At 44.2% G+C, this 18,460-nt stretch carries 13 protein-coding genes and 2 tRNA genes; 9 read left to right on the plus strand and 6 right to left on the minus strand.

The annotated features are described in order from the left end of the window. Positions 1-34 precede the first annotated feature (34 nt). Together NI461_RS04125 and NI461_RS04130 are read right to left on the minus strand one after the other, a co-directional pair. Positions 35-1,357, minus strand: a complete 1,323-nt coding sequence (locus NI461_RS04125) for a hemolysin family protein (RefSeq protein ID WP_151203922.1) — start codon at positions 1,355-1,357, stop codon at positions 35-37. A 126-nt stretch (positions 1,358-1,483) separates the two neighbouring features. Further along, positions 1,484-2,473, minus strand: coding sequence for a LysR family transcriptional regulator (locus NI461_RS04130; protein ID WP_151203923.1), 990 nt, complete (start codon positions 2,471-2,473; stop codon positions 1,484-1,486). 679 nt (positions 2,474-3,152) lie between these two features. Here NI461_RS04130 and NI461_RS04135 point away from each other — a divergent pair. The 4 genes from NI461_RS04135 to NI461_RS04150 all read left to right on the plus strand — a co-directional run bounded on the left by NI461_RS04135 (position 3,153) and on the right by NI461_RS04150 (position 10,308). Then, entirely contained in the window at positions 3,153-4,754 is a 1,602-nt protein-coding gene (locus tag NI461_RS04135; RefSeq protein WP_151203924.1) for an isocitrate lyase, read from the plus strand. 250 nt (positions 4,755-5,004) lie between these two features. Beyond that, a complete protein-coding gene (locus NI461_RS04140; protein ID WP_253156632.1) occupies positions 5,005-8,100 on the plus strand; it encodes a multidrug efflux RND transporter permease subunit in 3,096 nt (1,031 codons plus the stop codon). Between the two features lie 212 nt (positions 8,101-8,312). Then, complete coding sequence (mgtE, locus tag NI461_RS04145) at positions 8,313-9,653, plus strand: magnesium transporter (RefSeq protein WP_151203926.1); 1,341 nt, start codon at positions 8,313-8,315, stop codon at positions 9,651-9,653. Positions 9,654-9,726: 73 nt separating this feature from the next. Next, positions 9,727-10,308 (plus strand): DUF4112 domain-containing protein, encoded by a 582-nt coding sequence (locus tag NI461_RS04150; protein WP_151203927.1) that lies wholly within the window; start codon positions 9,727-9,729, stop codon positions 10,306-10,308. 95 nt (positions 10,309-10,403) lie between these two features. Here the strand turns inward: NI461_RS04150 and htpX are convergent, their stop codons facing one another. Then, positions 10,404-11,309: a protease HtpX gene (htpX, locus tag NI461_RS04155; RefSeq protein WP_151203928.1), complete on the minus strand. Its 906-nt coding sequence runs from the start codon at positions 11,307-11,309 to the stop codon at positions 10,404-10,406. A gap of 171 nt (positions 11,310-11,480) precedes the next feature. Next, positions 11,481-12,356 (minus strand): lytic transglycosylase domain-containing protein, encoded by an 876-nt coding sequence (locus NI461_RS04160; RefSeq protein ID WP_151203929.1) that lies wholly within the window; start codon positions 12,354-12,356, stop codon positions 11,481-11,483. Between the two features lie 501 nt (positions 12,357-12,857). Here NI461_RS04160 and ttcA point away from each other — a divergent pair. Together ttcA and NI461_RS04170 are read left to right on the plus strand one after the other, a co-directional pair. Further along, entirely contained in the window at positions 12,858-13,784 is a 927-nt protein-coding gene (gene ttcA, locus NI461_RS04165) for a tRNA 2-thiocytidine(32) synthetase TtcA (protein ID WP_151203930.1), read from the plus strand. 429 nt (positions 13,785-14,213) lie between these two features. Beyond that, positions 14,214-14,600 carry an SCP2 sterol-binding domain-containing protein gene (locus tag NI461_RS04170; protein ID WP_151203931.1) on the plus strand — a complete coding sequence of 129 codons (387 nt, stop codon included), beginning with the start codon at positions 14,214-14,216 and terminating at the stop codon, positions 14,598-14,600. Positions 14,601-14,684: 84 nt separating this feature from the next. Here NI461_RS04170 and NI461_RS04175 read toward each other — a convergent pair whose 3' ends face one another. Continuing rightward, on the minus strand, positions 14,685-15,803 hold the full coding sequence (locus NI461_RS04175) for a transglycosylase SLT domain-containing protein (protein ID WP_151203932.1): 1,119 nt from the start codon (positions 15,801-15,803) through the stop codon (positions 14,685-14,687). Positions 15,804-16,166: 363 nt separating this feature from the next. Between NI461_RS04175 and greB the strand changes: the two genes are divergently transcribed. The 3 genes from greB to NI461_RS04190 all read left to right on the plus strand — a co-directional run bounded on the left by greB (position 16,167) and on the right by NI461_RS04190 (position 17,201). Continuing rightward, the gene (gene greB / locus NI461_RS04180) at positions 16,167-16,661 is read left to right on the plus strand and encodes a transcription elongation factor GreB (RefSeq protein ID WP_151203933.1); all 495 of its coding nucleotides are present in this window, start codon (positions 16,167-16,169) and stop codon (positions 16,659-16,661) included. An 88-nt stretch (positions 16,662-16,749) separates the two neighbouring features. Beyond that, positions 16,750-16,839, plus strand: a tRNA-Ser gene (locus NI461_RS04185). Between the two features lie 272 nt (positions 16,840-17,111). Continuing rightward, positions 17,112-17,201: transfer RNA gene (locus tag NI461_RS04190), tRNA-Ser, on the plus strand. Positions 17,202-17,255: 54 nt separating this feature from the next. Here the strand turns inward: NI461_RS04190 and NI461_RS04195 are convergent. Further along, entirely contained in the window at positions 17,256-18,206 is a 951-nt protein-coding gene (locus NI461_RS04195) for a LysR substrate-binding domain-containing protein (protein WP_253150929.1), read from the minus strand. Between the last annotated feature and the right edge of the window lie 254 nt (positions 18,207-18,460).

Raw genomic sequence — 18,460 nt, forward strand, 5'->3', positions numbered from 1 at the left:
GATTATTTTTGTATTTGAAGTGACAGGAATCAGATTACTCTGATTCCTGTGGGGATTCATCTTTAATTTCTAACATACGGGTCACCAAAAGCTGGTCAATTTTAAAATGGTCAACATCTACCACTTCAAACTTATAACCAGCATGCAGGACGACATCGGCAGGACGAGGAATCTTACGCAACTTAAACATCATAAAACCGGCCAGAGTCTCATAGTTGTCCTGATCCGGCATTTCATTGATTTCTAACGCATGTTTCATGTCTTCAATAGGCGTACTGCCATCAATCAGCCAGGAATTACTATCGCGCTTGATAATCTGCTGGTCGCCTTCCAGAGGAGTGACCCAGTCTCCCATCACGGTAATCATGACATCGGACAGGGTAATCACGCCGACCACCAAGGCATATTCATTGATAACCACAGCAAATTTTTCTTTGGTAGAACGAAAACGGTCCAGCAGTTCAGACAGGGTCAATGTATCTGGAATAGTCAATACATTACGAATCGTGGATTCATTCAGCTGGTTGATTTTTTGGTTATTTAAAATCCGCACCAAAATATCTTTGGCATCTACATAACCAATTACTTCATCGATATGTTCATTACAGACCAGAAACTTGGAATAAGGATATTCAGCCAGCTTTTGGCGGATACTGTCCTCAGTTTCGTTTAAGGTGAAATACACCACATTTTCACGCGTGGTCATACTTGAAGGCACATTACGCTCTTCAAGCTCAAACACATTTTCAATGAAATGATGTTCCTGCTTTTGTAAGACGCCAGCTTGTGCACCTGCATCCATTACCGCTGAAATATCATCAAAGGTAATATTGTCATCACGCACAGTATTGACCTTAAACAGGCGAAACAGCATGTTAGCAATGACATTGATAAACCAGGCAAGCGGTTTACAGACCAAGATAAAGACCTGAATCGGGTTAATGACCGAAACGGCAATTTTTTCAGGCGCAATCATCGCCAGACGTTTGGGCATCAGGTCGGCAAATAAAATAAAAAGCGAGGTGACGATAGTAAATGACAGCGAGAAAGCAATGGTTTCTGCCCAGGGACCTTGATAAAAACGTGCAATAAACTCAATGATATAAGGGCGGAAAGCACCTTCCCCCAAAATACCGCCGAGAATAGCAACCGCATTTAAACCGATTTGAGAAGCGGCAAAAAAGTCAGCAGAATTTCCTTGTAAATCTAAAACTTTTTGAGCGCGATTATCTCCTGCTTCGGCCAAAATTTTCAGTTTGACTTTGCGGGCACCGGCGAGCGCGATTTCTGTTAAAGATAAAAAACCAGCCCCCGCGATCAGTATCAGGATAACCACGATGTTTTGAAAGAGGCTCACAAATTCACCTGTGGATTAGTATTATATTGGAATATTTTTAACACAAAAAAGACTTGAGAGGTAAACAGCAGCTCTCAAGTCCTTACAGTATAAGCTTAAAAAAGAAGAATTTAGACGCTATTCAATTTAATAGTGTGAAAATTGCGAATTATTCAGCATAAACTCGCGGTTTTCTTCTTCAATCATTTGACGTGCCACATACAGAATGAGCTGACGTAACCAGCGATGGGCCGGATGATGATGCAATAGAGGGCACCATGCCATTTTCAACTCAAACTCTGGAATATAAAAGGGCGGATCTTTAATCTGCAAGTTTTGATTTTTGGCTTGCAAGCGTGCAATCCGGCTAGGCAAGGTGGCGATCAAATCGACATTCGAGGCCAAAAGTGCTGGCATCTGATAATGTCGGGTAAACACGGAAATCTTACGTTTCTGGCCAATCCGTTCCAGCGCCTGATCAATCCAGCCCAAGCCGGCCTGTTTCTCTGGGTTAACCCCAAAGCCAACCCCCATCCCTGTTTTAGACACCCAGATATGTTGGGCATCCAGATAGCTTTTTAGATTTAAATTGCTGGCGGCCGGGTGTTTATTGTTCAGCAGACAGGAAAAACTGTCACGCCAAACCAGCACTTGGTGAAAACTTTGCGGGATTTCATTGAAACGGTTAATGGCCAGATCGACCTTACCCTGTTCCATGTCGCGGTAGGACACATCACTTGGGGTTAAAAAGTCGAGAACCACATTGGGTGCTTCTGAACGCAAGGCTTTGACTAAACGTGGAACCAGTGTAGCTTCTGCGTAGTCTGAGGTCATAATCCGGAATACGCGATTTGATGTATAAGGACGGAACTCGGTACGTGGCTCCAGAATCATCGATAAATCCGCCAGCGCATCGCGAATTCTTGGCTGTAATTCCAGCGCCCGTTCGGTCGGGGTCATGCCTTCAGACGAGCGAATCAGCAGGGGATCATTAAATAAATTGCGTAAACGACGTAAAATATTACTCATTGCTGGCTGGGTGACCCCCAGTTGTTCAGCAGCCCGAGTCACATTTTTTTCACGTAAAAGTACATCAAGATAAATTAATAAATTAAGATCGACCCGCTCCAGATTCATAAAATAAATACCGAAAATAAAATCATGAAATTATGTTGATTATGCCATAACAACCGGGGTTTGTGTGTGGAATTGAAGAAAAAAAGCCCAGCTGATTTTGATAAATCAAGCTGAATTTGCTGAAATTTTATCCATGCTTTTTCGGCACATTTTTTAATTTTATAGTGCTCAACGTGGCAAGAAACTGAATGGAGAATAGTCTAAAACAAAGTCAGGTATGTTGCACACTTTTAGCCTTAAAACCCGTAGCGTCAAGTCTGAGGTGGCTCAATCAATCTGTCGGCTGTATAAAAAATAACAGCGGTGAAGACCCGAATAGGACAGTTCAAATTCCCGAAAATGGCGGAATTTGCCATTTATATTACCTAAAATTTCCAAGTCCGACTTAAGTCGCATGGATAAAATTTAAACATGTTGGGTAATTTGTAAGCAAATTCTTATATATTAAAAATATTTAAAAACAATGTCTTATGTCTAGCATATTGAATTATCTTTAGACCTTTATCTATATATTTTTTAAATAAATAGTGAAGATTCTGGGAGAATATTGGATTAATTTTGACAAGCCCACTAATCTTTAGCTATCCCAACGGGGCGGCGAAAATCTAAACAGGTTGTTGAGGGTACGATTTTTGCTACTTGTTGTAGAAAAATCCTAATATTATTACAGGAAAAGATCATGACTACATACCAAACAGCGATTGATGCAATCCGCGAATTAAAAGCGAAATTCGGTAATACTTGGGCAGACATCAGTCCTGAAGATGCTGCGCGTATGCAAATGCAAAACCGTTTCAAAACTGGTTTAGACATTGCTAAATATACAGCGGCGATTATGCGTCGTGATATGGCTGAATATGATGCTGATCCTAGCAAATACACTCAGTCTCTGGGTTGCTGGCATGGTTTCATCGCACAACAAAAAATGATCGCGAACAAGAAATACTTCGGTACAACTTCTAAGCGTTATATCTACCTTTCTGGTTGGATGGTTGCTGCACTTCGTTCAGAATTCGGTCCTCTTCCTGATCAATCTATGCACGAAAAAACTTCGGTTCCTGCATTAATTGAAGAAATCTACACTTTCTTACGTCAAGCTGACGCAAAAGAATTAAACGATCTGTTCCGTGAACTTAAAAAGGCTCAAGAAGCTGGTGATACAGCTAAAGTTGCCGAAATCACTGCACAAATCGACAACTTCGAAACTCACGTTGTGCCAATCATTGCGGACATCGATGCTGGTTTCGGTAACGAAGAAGCAACTTACTTGCTTGCTAAAAAAATGATCGAAGCGGGTGCGTGTGCACTTCAAATCGAAAACCAGGTGTCTGACGCGAAACAATGTGGTCACCAAGCTGGTAAAGTAACTGTTCCACACGAAGACTTCATCGCTAAAATCCACGCGTTACGTTATGCGTTCCTGGAAATGGGTCTTGACGATGGTATTATCGTTGCGCGTACTGACTCTGAAGGCGCTGACTTGACTCAAAAAATCCCAGTGGTTAAAGAGCCAGGCGACATTGCTTCTCAATACATCAGCTACCTAGACACTCAAGAAATTGATATCTCTGAAGCTCAAGAAGACGAAATCCTGATCAAGCGTGATGGTAAATTACACCGTCCTAAGCGTCTAGCGTCTGGTCTGTACCAGTTCCGTGAAGGCACTCAAATTGACCGCGTTGTACTTGACTGTGTAACTAGCTTACAAAACGGTGCTGACCTTCTGTGGATCGAAACTGCAACGCCAAACGTTGAAGAAATCGCTCACATGGTTAACCGTGTTAAAGAAGTTGTTCCAAATGCGAAACTTGTTTATAACAACTCTCCATCGTTCAACTGGACTTTAAACTTCCGTCAACAAGCTTACGACCGTTGGGTTGCTGAAGGTAAAGACGTTTCTGCTTACGACCGTGCTAAGTTAATGAGCGCTGAGTACGACAACTCTGAATTGGCTGCTGATGCTGATGAGAAAGTACGTACATTCCAGGCAGATGCTTCTCGTGAAGCGGGTGTATTCCATCACTTGATTACACTTCCGACTTACCACACAGCTGCTCTTTCTACTCATGAGCTGGCTGAAGGTTACTTCGGTTCTGAAGGTATGTTGGCTTATGTTGCTGGCGTACAACGTAAAGAAATCCGTGGTGGTATCGCGTGTGTTAAACACCAAGCAATGGCAGGTTCTGACATCGGTGATGACCACAAAGAAATCTTCGCTGGTGACAACGCGCTTAAAGCGGGTGACGATGCGAAAAACACGATGAACCAATTCTCTGCATAAGCACTGAACTGATTCGAAAAAAACCCTGCTTATGCAGGGTTTTTTTTATGTCAAAAAAAATACAAACAAAAAAATAAAACGCTCTTTACAGCCTGCTTTTCAGGTATTCATTATTTCTTCATGATTGGGTGTTATCACAGCTTTTTGTGTTTAATTCTTGCATTCTCAAGCTATGTCATTGAATATCCATAAAGCTTGTTTATTTTGTGTACCTTCTTATCGTTCATCAAATCTGAAGTGATCCGGACTTATGTTGTCTAAATTTTTTATTCATCGTCCTATTTTTGCCGGTGTATTGGCCATAGTCGTGATGGCGATCGGGCTTTTTGCGGTGATGAATTTAGCTGTGGAACGATATCCTGACATTGCACCACCTCGGATCACTGTGGCGGCTACCTATACCGGTGCCTCTGCTGAAACGGTGGAGGAGAGTGTCACCCAAGTCTTAGAACAGCAAATCAAAGGGATTGATCATTTGCTGTACTTTAGTTCCAGTAGTGATTCTTCGGGACGAAGCCGGATCAGCATCAGTTTTGAAAATGGGACAGATCCGGATACCGCACAGGTGCAGGTGCAAAATGCCATTAACGGGGTCTTAAACCGCTTGCCGGAAGAGGTACAGCGTCAGGGAGTTAATGTCTTTAAGTCTCTGGGAGATACCCATATGGTCATCAGTCTGTATGACGAAAGTGGGCGCAGCAGCAATATCGAACTTTCGGACTATTTAATGACTCATCTGGAGCAGGATATTGCCCGGATTGATGGGGTGGGCGAGGTGGATGTTTTTGGTTCACAGTTCGCCATGCGGATTTGGCTACATCCGGCCAAACTCAAACAATATAGCCTGATGCCGAGCGATATACGGGCAGCAGTCGAAGCCCAGAATACCCAAGTGGCTGCCGGGGCGATAGGAGACCTGCCTACGGTCGAAGACCAGTATCTGAATGCCAAAGTCACCTCTGGCAGCCGTTTAAAAACGGTCGAAGAGTTTGAAAATATTATTGTGAAATCTGCTCAAGATGGCAGTTTTATCTATTTAAAAGATGTGGCGAGGGTAGAACTGGGAGCTGAAAATTATCAGTCTTATAGCACTAATAATGGTTTTCCATCGGCTGGTCTGGGAATTTCACTAGCCTCCGGGGCGAATGCCATTGCTACCTCACAACTGATCAAGGCCGAAATTTCCCGTATTGCCACACAATTACCCCCAGGCTATAAAATCGCCTATCCCCGGGATAATACGCCATTTGTGCAGGAGTCGATTAAGGAGGTTGTAAAAACCCTGATCGAAGCAGTCATCCTGGTGATTATAGTCATGTTTATTTTCCTGCAGAACTGGCGGGCAACCCTGATTCCTGCAATTACTGTGCCTGTGGTCATTTTGGGAACGATGGCGGTGTTATATGCGCTGGGGTTGAGCATCAATACTCTGACACTGTTTGCGATGGTGCTGGCGATTGGTCTACTGGTCGATGATGCGATTGTCGTGGTGGAAAATGTAGAGCGTCTGATGCACGAGCAGCAGCTGTCTGCCAAAGAGGCAGCTTTGGCATCCATGCAGGAAATCAGTGGTGCCCTAGTCGGGATTACTCTGGTGTTGACTGCGGTGTTTATTCCGATGGCATTCTTTGGGGGATCAACCGGCGTGATCTATCGTCAGTTTTCCATTACGTTGGTTGCTGCCATGTCGCTTTCCCTGATGGTGGCGCTCATCCTGACCCCGGCACTCTGCGCACTTATACTCAAGACGAATCCTCAACCTGTAAGATGGGCCAGCTGCTTTAACCAGAAACTCGACAATTTAAAAGATCGTTATGTGCATCTTTCCACCATGACCTTGCAACATAAAGAGATCTGTCTAGTGCTCTTTATCGGGTTGATTGGCATTTTTGCTCTATTTTACCGCGCTTTACCGACTAGCTTTTTGCCCAGTGAAGATCAGGGAATTCTGAGCCTGCAAATTCGCCTGCAGGAAGGTGCCCCTATGAAAAATACTATTCAAGTGGGTGAGCAGGTACGTCAATATTTTCTGGAACAGGAAAAAGCCAATATTAATCTGGTCATGATACGTTATGGTCGTAACTTCTCAGGTACCGGTCAGAACCTGGCGACCGGTTTTGTAGCCTTGAAGCATTGGGATGATCGTTCAGGGGGAGAAAATACCGCGCAGGCGATTCGTGAACGTGCCATGGCACATTTCCGTGATAATCCCAATGCTCAGATCAATATTAGTATGCCTGCATCGGTGAATGGTCTGGGACAAACCGACGGCCTGGATTTCTGGATTCGTGATATTAATGGCAATGGCCGTCAGTATCTGGAAGAGCAGTTCCAGAATATGCAGGCTAGTGCAGCTCAATATAGTAGCTTTGAAAATCTGGATAAGCGTTCCAATCCTGAAAAAGCCGAACTTAAAGTCAATATTGACCAGAAACAGGCCATGGCCAATGGTTTAAGCCAGTCAGCAATCAACAGCACGCTTTCAGCGGCCTGGGGCGGCAACTATATTAATGACTTTATTGATCGTGGCCGGATTAAACGGGTGATTATGCAGGGCGATGCAGAGTTTCGTTCCAAACCCGAGGATCTGGCACAATGGCATGTACGTAATGATCAGAACCAGATGATTCCATTCAGTAATTTTTCTAAGGTCGGCTGGAGTGGTGGCCCTGAGGTCGTCAACCGTTTTATGGGCTATACTGCACTGCAAATGGAAGCAGATATCAGCAAAGGTGCCAGTTCTGGTCAAGCCATGCAGGATGTAGAGCATCTGGTCGGTCAGCAAGAGGGTGTGGATGTGGTCTGGAGTGGTTTATCTTTTGAAGAAAAACAGTCCAATAACCAGGCGATCTGGCTTTATCTGGTCTCCGTTGGCTTTATTTTCCTGTGTCTGGCTGCTTTATATGAAAGCTGGAGTATTCCAACCGCGGTGATGTCAGCCATTCCTTTGGGGATTGGGGGGAATATTATTTTCAGCTCTCTGGCCGGTTTTCCAAATGATATCTATTTCCAGATTGCATTACTGACGACGATTGGCCTGTCCTGTAAAAATGCCATCCTGATTGTAGAGTTTGCTTCTTTGGCTCAGGATAAAGGAAAAACGGTGATCGAGGCTGCCCTAGAAGGAGCCTCCCTGCGTTTACGTCCGATTCTGATGACCTCGCTAGCATTTGGTGCCGGGATTATGCCATTGGTTTTTGCCTTCGGTGCTGGTGCGGTCAGCCGTCAGGAAATTGGAGTCAGTGTGCTGGGAGGTGTGATCTTCGGCACGGTACTGGTCCTGATCTTTACCCCATTTATGTATGTACTGATCCGCAGCCTGTTTCGTAAACACTCACCCGCCTAGTCATCTGTCTCATTCAAGCGAGCAAGAGTCTGAGCTGATCAGGCTCTTCTATTGTGCGCGGCAAAATTCTGATTTATCCGCTGTGATGAGAATCAGGTATTGCATGATTAATAATGAATATCCTGCTGATTTATCTTAGCCTTGGAAATAGGGAATACGCAGGACAGACCCGAACAATGACATGACGCATCAAGATTAAAAAAGAGAATTCCATGCCACAAATCGCCGAAAAAATACATCATGTGCAGCAACAGCTTCGCTCTGAGCATTATCAGGAAGCGATGGGCCTGTTAAATCTGTTAAATGTTGCAGATCAGGCGCGTATTCTGAAAGGATTGAAATTAGACGAGCAGGTGCAGATTCTGCAAGAGCTGGATGAGCCGCGCGGAGCATTTGAGTTTATGCCACTCAATCAACAGGTCAGCCTGGCCGAGCAACTGCCAGCAGCCATCATCATTCCTATTCTGAACACCATGAATCCGGATGACTTTGTCGATGTGTATAAGCGTTTAAGCTCGGAGTATCAGCAACAGTTGATGCCGCAACTGTCTGAAGACACCCGGCAGACCTTGAAGAATTTGGCGCTTTATCCAGAAGGCACTGCGGGGGCGCTGATGAGCTCCAGTTTTGTCAAGCTGCATCAGGATTTACGCATGGATGAGGCCATTCAGACCTTAAGAATGGTGGCCACTCCTCAGGAAACCATCTATCTGGTTTATATCGTAGATGAGCAGGAGCAGTTAATCGGGGTTATTTCTTTGCGGGAGATTATTCAGTCCGATCCACAAAAGACGATTGCAGAAGTCATGCACCGCGATGTTCTATATGCCCATTTCGAAGATGATCAGGAAAGTGTGGCGCGTGCTTTGGCCTATTATGATTTTATGGCTTTGCCGGTAGTGGATGAGCATAAACGGATTCTGGGAATTATCACTTATGATGATGCACTGGATATTGTAGAAGCTGAAACTACCGAGGATATCTTAAAGTCGGGTGCAGTTGAGCCTCTGGATGAACTCAGCCTGAAAACCGCACCGATTCTGACCTTGTATCAGAAGCGTGTATTCTGGCTGGTCGTGCTGATTTTTGGTAGCCTGCTCTCAGGAATTGGGATTGCACATTTTGAAGAGATTATTGCGGCCAATATCGTCTTGGTATTTTTTCTGCCGCTGCTGGTCGGGAGCGGCGGGAATGCCGGTTCTCAGTCGGCCACCTTGATGGTACGTGCGCTTGCCACGGATGATGTGGAATTTAAGGACTGGTTCAGTCTGCTCAGCCGGGAAATTCTGGTCGCTTTATGCCTGGGAATAACCATGGCTTTTGCAGTTTCGATTCTGGGCTATATTCGAGGAGATATGATGGTCGCTATTGTTCTGGCCATCAGTATGGTGGGAATTGTGGTGATGGGCTGCCTGATTGGGATGAGCCTGCCGTTTATTCTAAATCGCTTTAATATGGATCCGGCCAGTGCTTCGGCTCCCTTGGTCACCTCAATTTGTGATGCAACTGGTGTGGTAATCTATCTATTTGTAGCGTCAAAACTGCTGCTCTGATTGACAGATTTATATATCCTAGGCTTTAGCATACGGTATGCTCACGAAATAAATAGAAAATTTGGACCTAAACATGTCTGATTCTGACAGCAAGAAAGTCTTGACCCAACAGGAAGTCATCCGTCTGGAACGGGATCTGGCCAAATTCGCCAATCTGATGGATTCCCTGGTCAGGATTCCATTTACCAAACAGGGCGTAGGAGCAGATGCTGCCTTGAGTACAATTCCAGTCGCGGGCGATCTAGCCGGATTTGTCTTGACCTGTTATGCCATCTATAAAGCCAGGCAGGTTGGTGTACCGCGCAGCAAGTTAAATCCGGTCATGAAACTGGCTGTACTGGATGCCGTGGTCGGCTTTATTCCAGTAGTGGGCACCATCTTTGATATTTTCATACGCCCTAGCCGTAAGGCATTAGATGTTGTGCATGATCATATCAGGCAGGAATATCAGATCCTTAGCGACGATCATGTGGTGCATCCTTTTTTACATGAAAGTCTGGAGCGTAAACAGCAGCAGTCCAGGTTCTGGCGCAATCCTGTGGTGGCCTGGGTGTGGATTCATATTCCTGATCTGCTGGGGGCTTTATTCTTGATTTTGCTGACTGGTCTCATTGGATGGGGGAGTTTTGTATTGTATCAATGGATGAGCAGCTAAACTCCAAAGCTTTAAGATATGAATCAACGCACTTTAAAACGCCAGAAAAAAGCCTGCAGATGCAGACTTTTTTTAAATCAGGAACAACCGGTTGATTAAGGACAATCAAGCTGTTGTAGGGCCGCGACACGCTGTTCAATTGTCGGGTGCGTCTGGAAGAGAGCTGCAAGACTGAAACCCTGAGACTGACCTTCAGCAATGGCAAAGGCCTTCATCTCTTTTGGCATCGCATCCGGCATTTCTGATTCGGCCTGTAAACGTAATAAGGCTGAAATCATGGCCTGCTTGCCTGCAAGACGTGCACCCGCTTCATCAGCGCGGTATTCGCGATAGCGCGAGAACCACAACACGATGGCAGAAGCCAGAATACCAAAGACAATATCCAGAACGATGGTAATGACAAAATAACCAATCCCTGGAGCTTCGCCTTCTTCACGGCCAAAGAAAGTACGGTCGATGAAATCACCTGCCACACGAGCAAAGAACATCACGAACGCGTTCACTACACCCTGGATGAGCGCAAGTGTGACCATATCGCCATTGGCAACGTGACCGATTTCATGCGCCAGCACTGCACGTAGTTCGTCTTTGTTCATGCGTTCCAGCAAGCCTGTCGATACTGATACCAGCGCATCATTCTTGTTCCAGCCAGTTGCAAAGGCATTCGACTGATAAGACGGGAAAATTCCGACTTCTGGCATTTTAATACCAGCACGTTGAGACAGTTGCGCAACTTCTTGAAGTAACCATGCTTCTGCCTGATTACGTGGCGCATTCGGGTCAATCAGTTCAGTACCTGTGGTCTTTTTCGCCATCCATTTAGACATGAACAGGGAAATTAGGGAACCTACCATACCAAACACAAAACAGATGACTAACAGGTTGCCTAGATTCAAGCCACCCGCGCCATGGTAACTACCGACACCGAAGAGTGACAGAATAATGCCAGCTACAACCAGTACCGCGAGGTTGGTTAGCAAGAACAAACCAATCCGCATCATTGAGAAATCCTCTTATTATAGAAAAATAATCTGATTAGCAAATAAAATCATTGAACTCAATATGAGGTGGAATTATTAAAAATTCAAGAAAAAATTCGCAATCAGCTACAAAAAGTTAGCAGGAGTTTAGCCTGAATTACAGGCCATTTTCGAGCAAAAAAATCTTTATTATTAATCACTCAAATAGATTTTTGCTGCTGCTGAAGCATTTGCGGTGGCATAAGAGCCTATCGGAGCATCGGTATAGCTGCCATCGGCATTCACAATCACCTGACGTTGATATTGAGCAGCAGCCTGCATTGGGGCTGTATTGGTCGCAGGCGTAGTATAGTGGGCTGAACTGGCAATCACCCGGCCCTGATCGGCAGAAGCGGAATAACTGGCCTGTGAAACATGGACACCATTACTATATAAATTCTGATAACGGCTCGTTACCCGGCGAACATAGTCCTGAGTTTCACGGAAGGGAGGGACGCCCTTATATTTGGCGACATTGCCTTCACCGGCATTATAGCCGGCCAATGCCAGCGTGGTATTGCCATTAAAACGTTTCATCAGCCAAGCCAGGTATTTGGCACCTGCCATAATATTCTGGTGCGGATCATACGCATTGCTGACATTAAAGCGGCGTGCCGTAGCTGGCATCAGTTGCATCAGGCCTTGTGCTCCAACCGGAGAACGTGCATGCACATTAAAACCGGATTCGGTATGCATCACCGCTTTAATCAGACCTTCGGAAATACCATGGGTCTGTGCTGCCTGACGGATAATGGCATCAAAAGCATCTTTATTTTTACTATAGCTTGGTAAAACAGCAGCTTCGCTGTTGCCCCAGTTGCTATAACTGTGAATATTACTGTCTGGATAGTAGGTCTTCTTTTCGACCTGTAAATGATTATAACGGCTCTTTTTATTGGTCAATAAGGTACTGCCATTGCTGTCACGCAATTGATAGATCGTTTCACCGGCAGAGGCAAGTTGACTGCTCTGCAGGCAGACTACTGCACTAATCAGATGACACCCCAACCAAGATAGCTTTATTTTCATTGTTTATATTTGACAGATAATAAGCGAGTAAAGTTCAGGGGTGAGTTTAACAAAAAATTACGGAATGAACAGTATTCTGTGCTTTATTTCTAAACGAGTTTGTAAATGCAAGATCTGTTTGAGAGTTTATTCATCAAAAAAAATTTTTATTTAATTTAAAAGCCTAGGCTTGACAGGGGTAAGACATTGTTTTTTATGAAAAAATAAATTGATCAATAAGTGATCAATTTAAGGGGAAGCCTTAAATTTGGAGGCGGACAAGTTGTCAAGTCATTTTCAATCCACAAAGTTATCCACAGCTTTTGTGGACAACTGTGGAAAAGTGTAAAAGATAAGCACTTTGCTGGAAAAATGAACGCAAAAGTTTCGGCCTAGCTATTTAAATAAAGCATCAACATGAAGCTAGCATGACATTTGCAGGAAATTAAATTCTTTTGATGCGATATGCACCCGAATCGGCTAAAATTGCGCGGTATTTTTATTTATGGGTTAGTCTCGTCTATGTACTCGCCAGTTGAACCCGAGCAAGGATTTAATTTCAAACCTGAACCGCCAACCAGCTCTGCTTACTACCGTTTGTTGAAGAAGCTTCGCCGCCAGGTCGGACATGCCATTCGCGACTTCAAGATGATTGAAGACGGCGATAAGGTCATGGTGTGTATTTCTGGTGGTAAAGACAGTTATACCTTGTTAGATATCCTGCTTCAGTTCAAGCGCATTGCACCGATCAACTTTGATGTGGTGGCGGTAAATTTGGACCAGAAACAGCCAGGTTTTCCTGAAGATGTTCTGCCACGTTATTTAGAAGAAAATAACATTCCGTATTACATCCTGGAAAAAGATACCTATAGCATCACTAAAAAGCTGACACCTGAAGGCAAGACCTATTGTGCAGTCTGTTCACGCTTACGCCGTGGTTCACTGTATGGCTTTGCTCAGGAAATCGGGGCCACCAAAGTGGCGCTGGGCCATCATCGTGATGATATTCTGGCGACTTTCTTCCTGAACCTGTTCCATGGTGGCAGCCTGAAAGCCATGCCGCCGAAGCTGTTGTCTTCTGACAAAAAGAACATCCTGATTCGTCCGCTGGCTTATGTGGAAGAAAAAGACATTATCAAATATGCAGAAATGCGCCAGTTCCCGATTATTCCATGCAACCTGTGTGGTTCGCAGGACAATCTGCAACGTGCCATTATTAATGACATGCTGCGTGACTGGGATAAAGCGCATCCTAAACGTTTGCACAGCATTTTTGGTGCCCTGCAAAACGTATCGCCATCTCAGCTGGCAGATCGCGAGCTATTTGATTTTGAAGTGCTGGACAGCCAACGCGAATTTGATTTTAAAGGCAGCTGTTCGACTGAAGAGGCTGTTGAAGGTGAGAACCGCCGTATCAATATGGTCAATCTTGGCTTTGCCTTAGACTAAGACTAAAAAGCAGGCATCAGCTTTCGGGCTGATGCCTGCGTTGTTGACCCCTTATAAAAGAATGACGCTATAAATTATGAGGGTCTTCTAACTATATAAGAAATGACCAACCTTGCTTTATTGAAAGCGCAAGGGAAAAAGTATATTTTGCTGCTCTAGCATTAGATGTCATTGCTTGAAAATGATGCAATTTCCTGCCTTATATTTTAGATCAGCTCAAAAATATGTGTCGTTGCCTCTCGGGGAAGAGTCAACACTCGAGTTGCTGAAAAATAACTTAAAACCAGAACTACAAAAATTGAACGGTGCGTACAAAATTTGTTAGCCATTGCCACAATGATCATGTTATAACAAGGTACTAGCATAAATGCTCACCCTGATGTCGTCTGGATAGTCGACACAAATGAACAAATAAATTGAGGAAAGATCATGCCTGTTTTTTTATCTGATGATTGGTTTTCAACTGTAGATACATTGACTGCACAAGCGGGTAATCTGGATTTGCCACCCGCTTTGGCAAACCTTGCAATTAATTTGGTGGTTGCGGATACAACAGGTAATACTGAATTATCTTTAGATGGTGGCGTGATCAAAAAAGGTCTGTCTTCAAATGCGAAAACAACCTTAAATATGGATGCAGAGACCTTACGTAAAGTCTTCCTGGAATTTGATATGGCTGCCGCAATGCAAGCCTTCATGACAGGTAAAATTAAAGTACAGGGCGATATGTCGCAATTAATGGCGCTGCAAACTGCAAAACCAAGTCAGGCGCAAAAAGACCTGTTCAAAAAAGTGCTTGAAAATACGACAGCATAATTCTCGCTGAACGCTCGTATAAACCAAAAAAGCTTACCCGAAGGTAAGCTTTTTTTATGTCTGCCAGTTTTAAATACGGGATATTTAGATATTTACCAGCTGTGGCGTGGTCTTGATATGCTCTAAATAAGCACGGATACGCGTCACATATTGTACTGCCTGACGGTAACGGCCATTATTGGCTTTGTTCTGATCCAGATAGGCATATAAGTTCACCCAGTTATTTGGATTCTTGCCTTGGGCCTGAATCCGCTTTTGCAGCTGATTGACGGCACCTGGACCCATATTATAAGCCACCAGCGCAAACCAGTTCCGGTCTGGATAAGGAATATGCTCGTAGCGATCCAGCATCTGGTCATAGTACTTGGCACCACCCTGGATGCTTTGCAGTGGATCGGTGCGGTTGCTGACGCCCATTGCTTTGGCTGTACTATTGGTCAGCATCATCAGGCCGCGTACACCCGTTGGTGAAACTGAGTTCGGTTTAAGATAGGATTCCTGATAACCAATGGCTGCCAGTAAATGCCAGTCCAGGTCATATTGTTTGGCTGTCTGCTTAAAGCTGGCCTGGTAGATGGGCAGGCGATTGCTTAAATCACGCTGAATGGTATTCCAGGACTCTTGCTGTACCACATTGCGGTTATAAAAAGAAGCCAGCTGTTTAATGGCACCACTTTGTTTGCCGCGACAGACAAAAGCGCTTGCTGTTTGGCTGAGTGGATCATTCGCCGACTTAAAGACCAGATTCAGATTGGTATTCAGGCCGTTGCTGGACAGGCTATACTGATCTCCACAGGTCGCAGAGAACCCAGTTAAGCGTTGCTTTTCAATAGCCTGTATATCTGATGTGGTCATCGCCAGATTGGCTTTTCCTTTAGCCACCCATAACAGGGCAGTGGCATTGTCAGGAACAATTTTAAAGTCCAGCTTGACATTCAGGTTGTTGGCATAGCTACGCACCAGGTCATAACCAAACCCATGCAGATGTTCACCATCCTGAAAGACGGTACTCGGATTTTTGACCGCCACAACGGTCAGCTGCTGACTGTTGACTACCTGGTCATACTGCAAGGCAGTGTTGCTTGCATTCAGGCTGTGAAAAGGAATAAATACAGTGCTTAATACAAGTGCTTTAACGGGGAGAGAAGAAATAAAAGATCTTAGGCAAAGCCTCGTAGACCCAGTGGTTGAACTACTGTGCATGTTGTCTCCGCTACTAGTAATTTATGCCCTAAAAATTACAGGTAACACAGCCTGAAACTTTTAAAAGTTTGATAAATTCAATAAGGGTTGGGCAGTCATGACGTCATTCAGAATGACAAGAGAATTACAAGGGATTGTGTAGAAAAACTACATAGAGTAAAAAGTGATCAATTTCAAAAGATGGGTGCATAGTAATGATGTAAAAAATGATTGTCAAATTTTGTAGGTGATTTATTTTTGAAATGTAATTTAAGTGGTTAAATTTATTAGGGAATTTTTTTTAAAATTAAGCTTGCCCTAAAATGGTGAATAAAATAAGCTGATGAGTTGTCAATAATGAGCAAATTAACTTAGTTAAGCGCAATGAAATCAAACCTGATCACCCGTGGCGGACACGATAAATTAGTGGCAGAACTTAAGAATCTGTGGCATGAAGAACGTCCGGAAATTACCAAAAAGGTAAACTGGGCGGCCAGTCTGGGCGACCGTTCAGAGAACGCCGATTACCAGTACAACAAGCAGTTGTTACGCAAGATTGACCGTCGAGTGCGTTATCTGGGTAAGCGTTTAGAAGAGCTAAAAATTATTGATTTTTCACCTGAACAGGAAGGAAAAGTCTATTTTGGAGCCTGGGTTGAAATTGAAAATGAACAGGGTGAACAAAAGAATTTGCGGATCGTCGGGGTCGATGAAATTTATGATCATCATCCACAGCATATTTCGATTGAGTCTCCTATGGCACGTGCCTTGTTGGGCAAGCAGGTGGATGACGAAATCGAGGTTATTACACCGTCAGGTAAGAAGCTTTGGTATATCAACTCGATTGATTATGAAAAGCCAGAAAATTCAGCAAATTAATAGAATTGATTTTATTTTGTTCAGTTGATGCAGGGAAATTATAAAAATATTTGCCAAGGGCGATTTTTATTTATATGATGACGGCCATGGAAGCGTGGCAGAGCGGTTTAATGCACCGGTCTTGAAAACCGACGAGGGTGTGAGTCCTCCGTGAGTTCGAATCTCACCGCTTCCGCCAAATTCAAAAACCCAGTCTACAGGCTGGGTTTTTTTATGGCTGCTTAAATTCCTGTCGCAGGAATGAAGGGATATAGACGAAGAGAAATACGGCATCTCAAAGCGCCAATTGATTCGTTGCTGCTGACTTTATTTATTGTTTCGTCCTACTGAGTTTTTATTTTTGTTAACTTATTCTTTCCGGCTGATTTTTAGCTGAATAAACCGGTTTTTACACAAGTTTTACTAAATTTTATTGCTAATTCGGCAATTTATTTATATGATGGCGGCCATGGAAGCGTGGCAGAGTGGTTTAATGCACCGGTCTTGAAAACCGACGAGGGTGTGAGTCCTCCGTGAGTTCGAATCTCACCGCTTCCGCCAGATTCAAAACCCCAGTCAATGATTGGGGTTTTTTTATGGCTAAACAGTAAATATTCAGATATTCGCAATAGAAGTGGGGTTTTGGATTTCCTGCTGCAACCAGCTGGCAAACTTTTCAATCAGGGGGGAACTTTCCTGACCGGAATGCACCAGATAATAAGCCCGTTGCTTTGCGAGTGTCTTTGTCGACACCAATACCAATTCCTGTTTATTTAATTCTTTTTCAATCAGCATTTGCGGAATTAAGGCCATGCCCATAGCATGTGTTGCCGCGACTGCCAGCATGGAAAACAGCTCATGACGCTGGCCTTGAAACGGATTGGCATGTTGAATCTGATGCAGTTTAAACCAGTCTTCCCAGATATTGGGCCGGGTGGTCTGTTGGAGTAAAGGTAGTCGAATCAGCTGCTCCGCACTCAGATCAAAACTATAAGAGTTGATCATGCTGGCATCCGGAAAATACTGCCGGATCAGGCTGGGTGCGCAAACCGCGACCACATCTTCATGCATTAAAAAATGACTATAGGTTCCAGGCCATTGTTCCAGCTGCTGCGGTGTACCTGCATAGATTGCTGCATCAAAAATATGTTCCTGAAACAAAAAAGGCCGGGTACTGGTTTCCAGATGCACCGTAATTTCAGGATAAAGCTGATGAAAGCCCTGAAGTTTTGGTAAGAGCCAGCGGGTGGCAAAGGTCGGAACCACGCCCAGTTTTAAGGTGCCGCCACGGCCTTGATGGGTAATGACATCTACAGTAGCCTGTTCCAGCCCTTTTAGATGCGGGCCGATACTTTTAAGGTATTGCTGTCCGGCATTGGTTAACTCTACGCCATGTCGTGTTCGGGTAAATAGTGCTGTCCCCAGATAGCCCTCTAGCTGCTGGAGCTGGCGAGAAACAGCGCTTTGTGTCAGAAACAGCTCCTGTGCTGCATAGGTATAGCTGGCGTGGCGTGCAGCAGACTCAAAACAGATAAGGGCTTGCAGGGAGGGAATTTTTCGGCGCATCTGGTCATCCTTGACACTCAGTAAAAAAACAATCAGATATTAATAAACAGTATGTCCATGTTGTCCAAGTATACAGCTTTAGTGTGAAAAATAGACAATACCGGGTTGAATTTCTTTTTAAGAAGAAGTATCTAGACAAGTTATGCGTAAAACGCATAACTGCATGCAAATTAATTGGTTGAAGCAGTGGCGATTCATGCATAAAGTCAGTCTTAGGGATAAAACAAGATAATATCAACGAAGGATTGGCAGAG

This window comes from Acinetobacter sp. S4400-12, assembly GCF_024129495.1.
Classification (GTDB): Bacteria; Pseudomonadota; Gammaproteobacteria; order Pseudomonadales; family Moraxellaceae; genus Acinetobacter; species Acinetobacter lwoffii_C.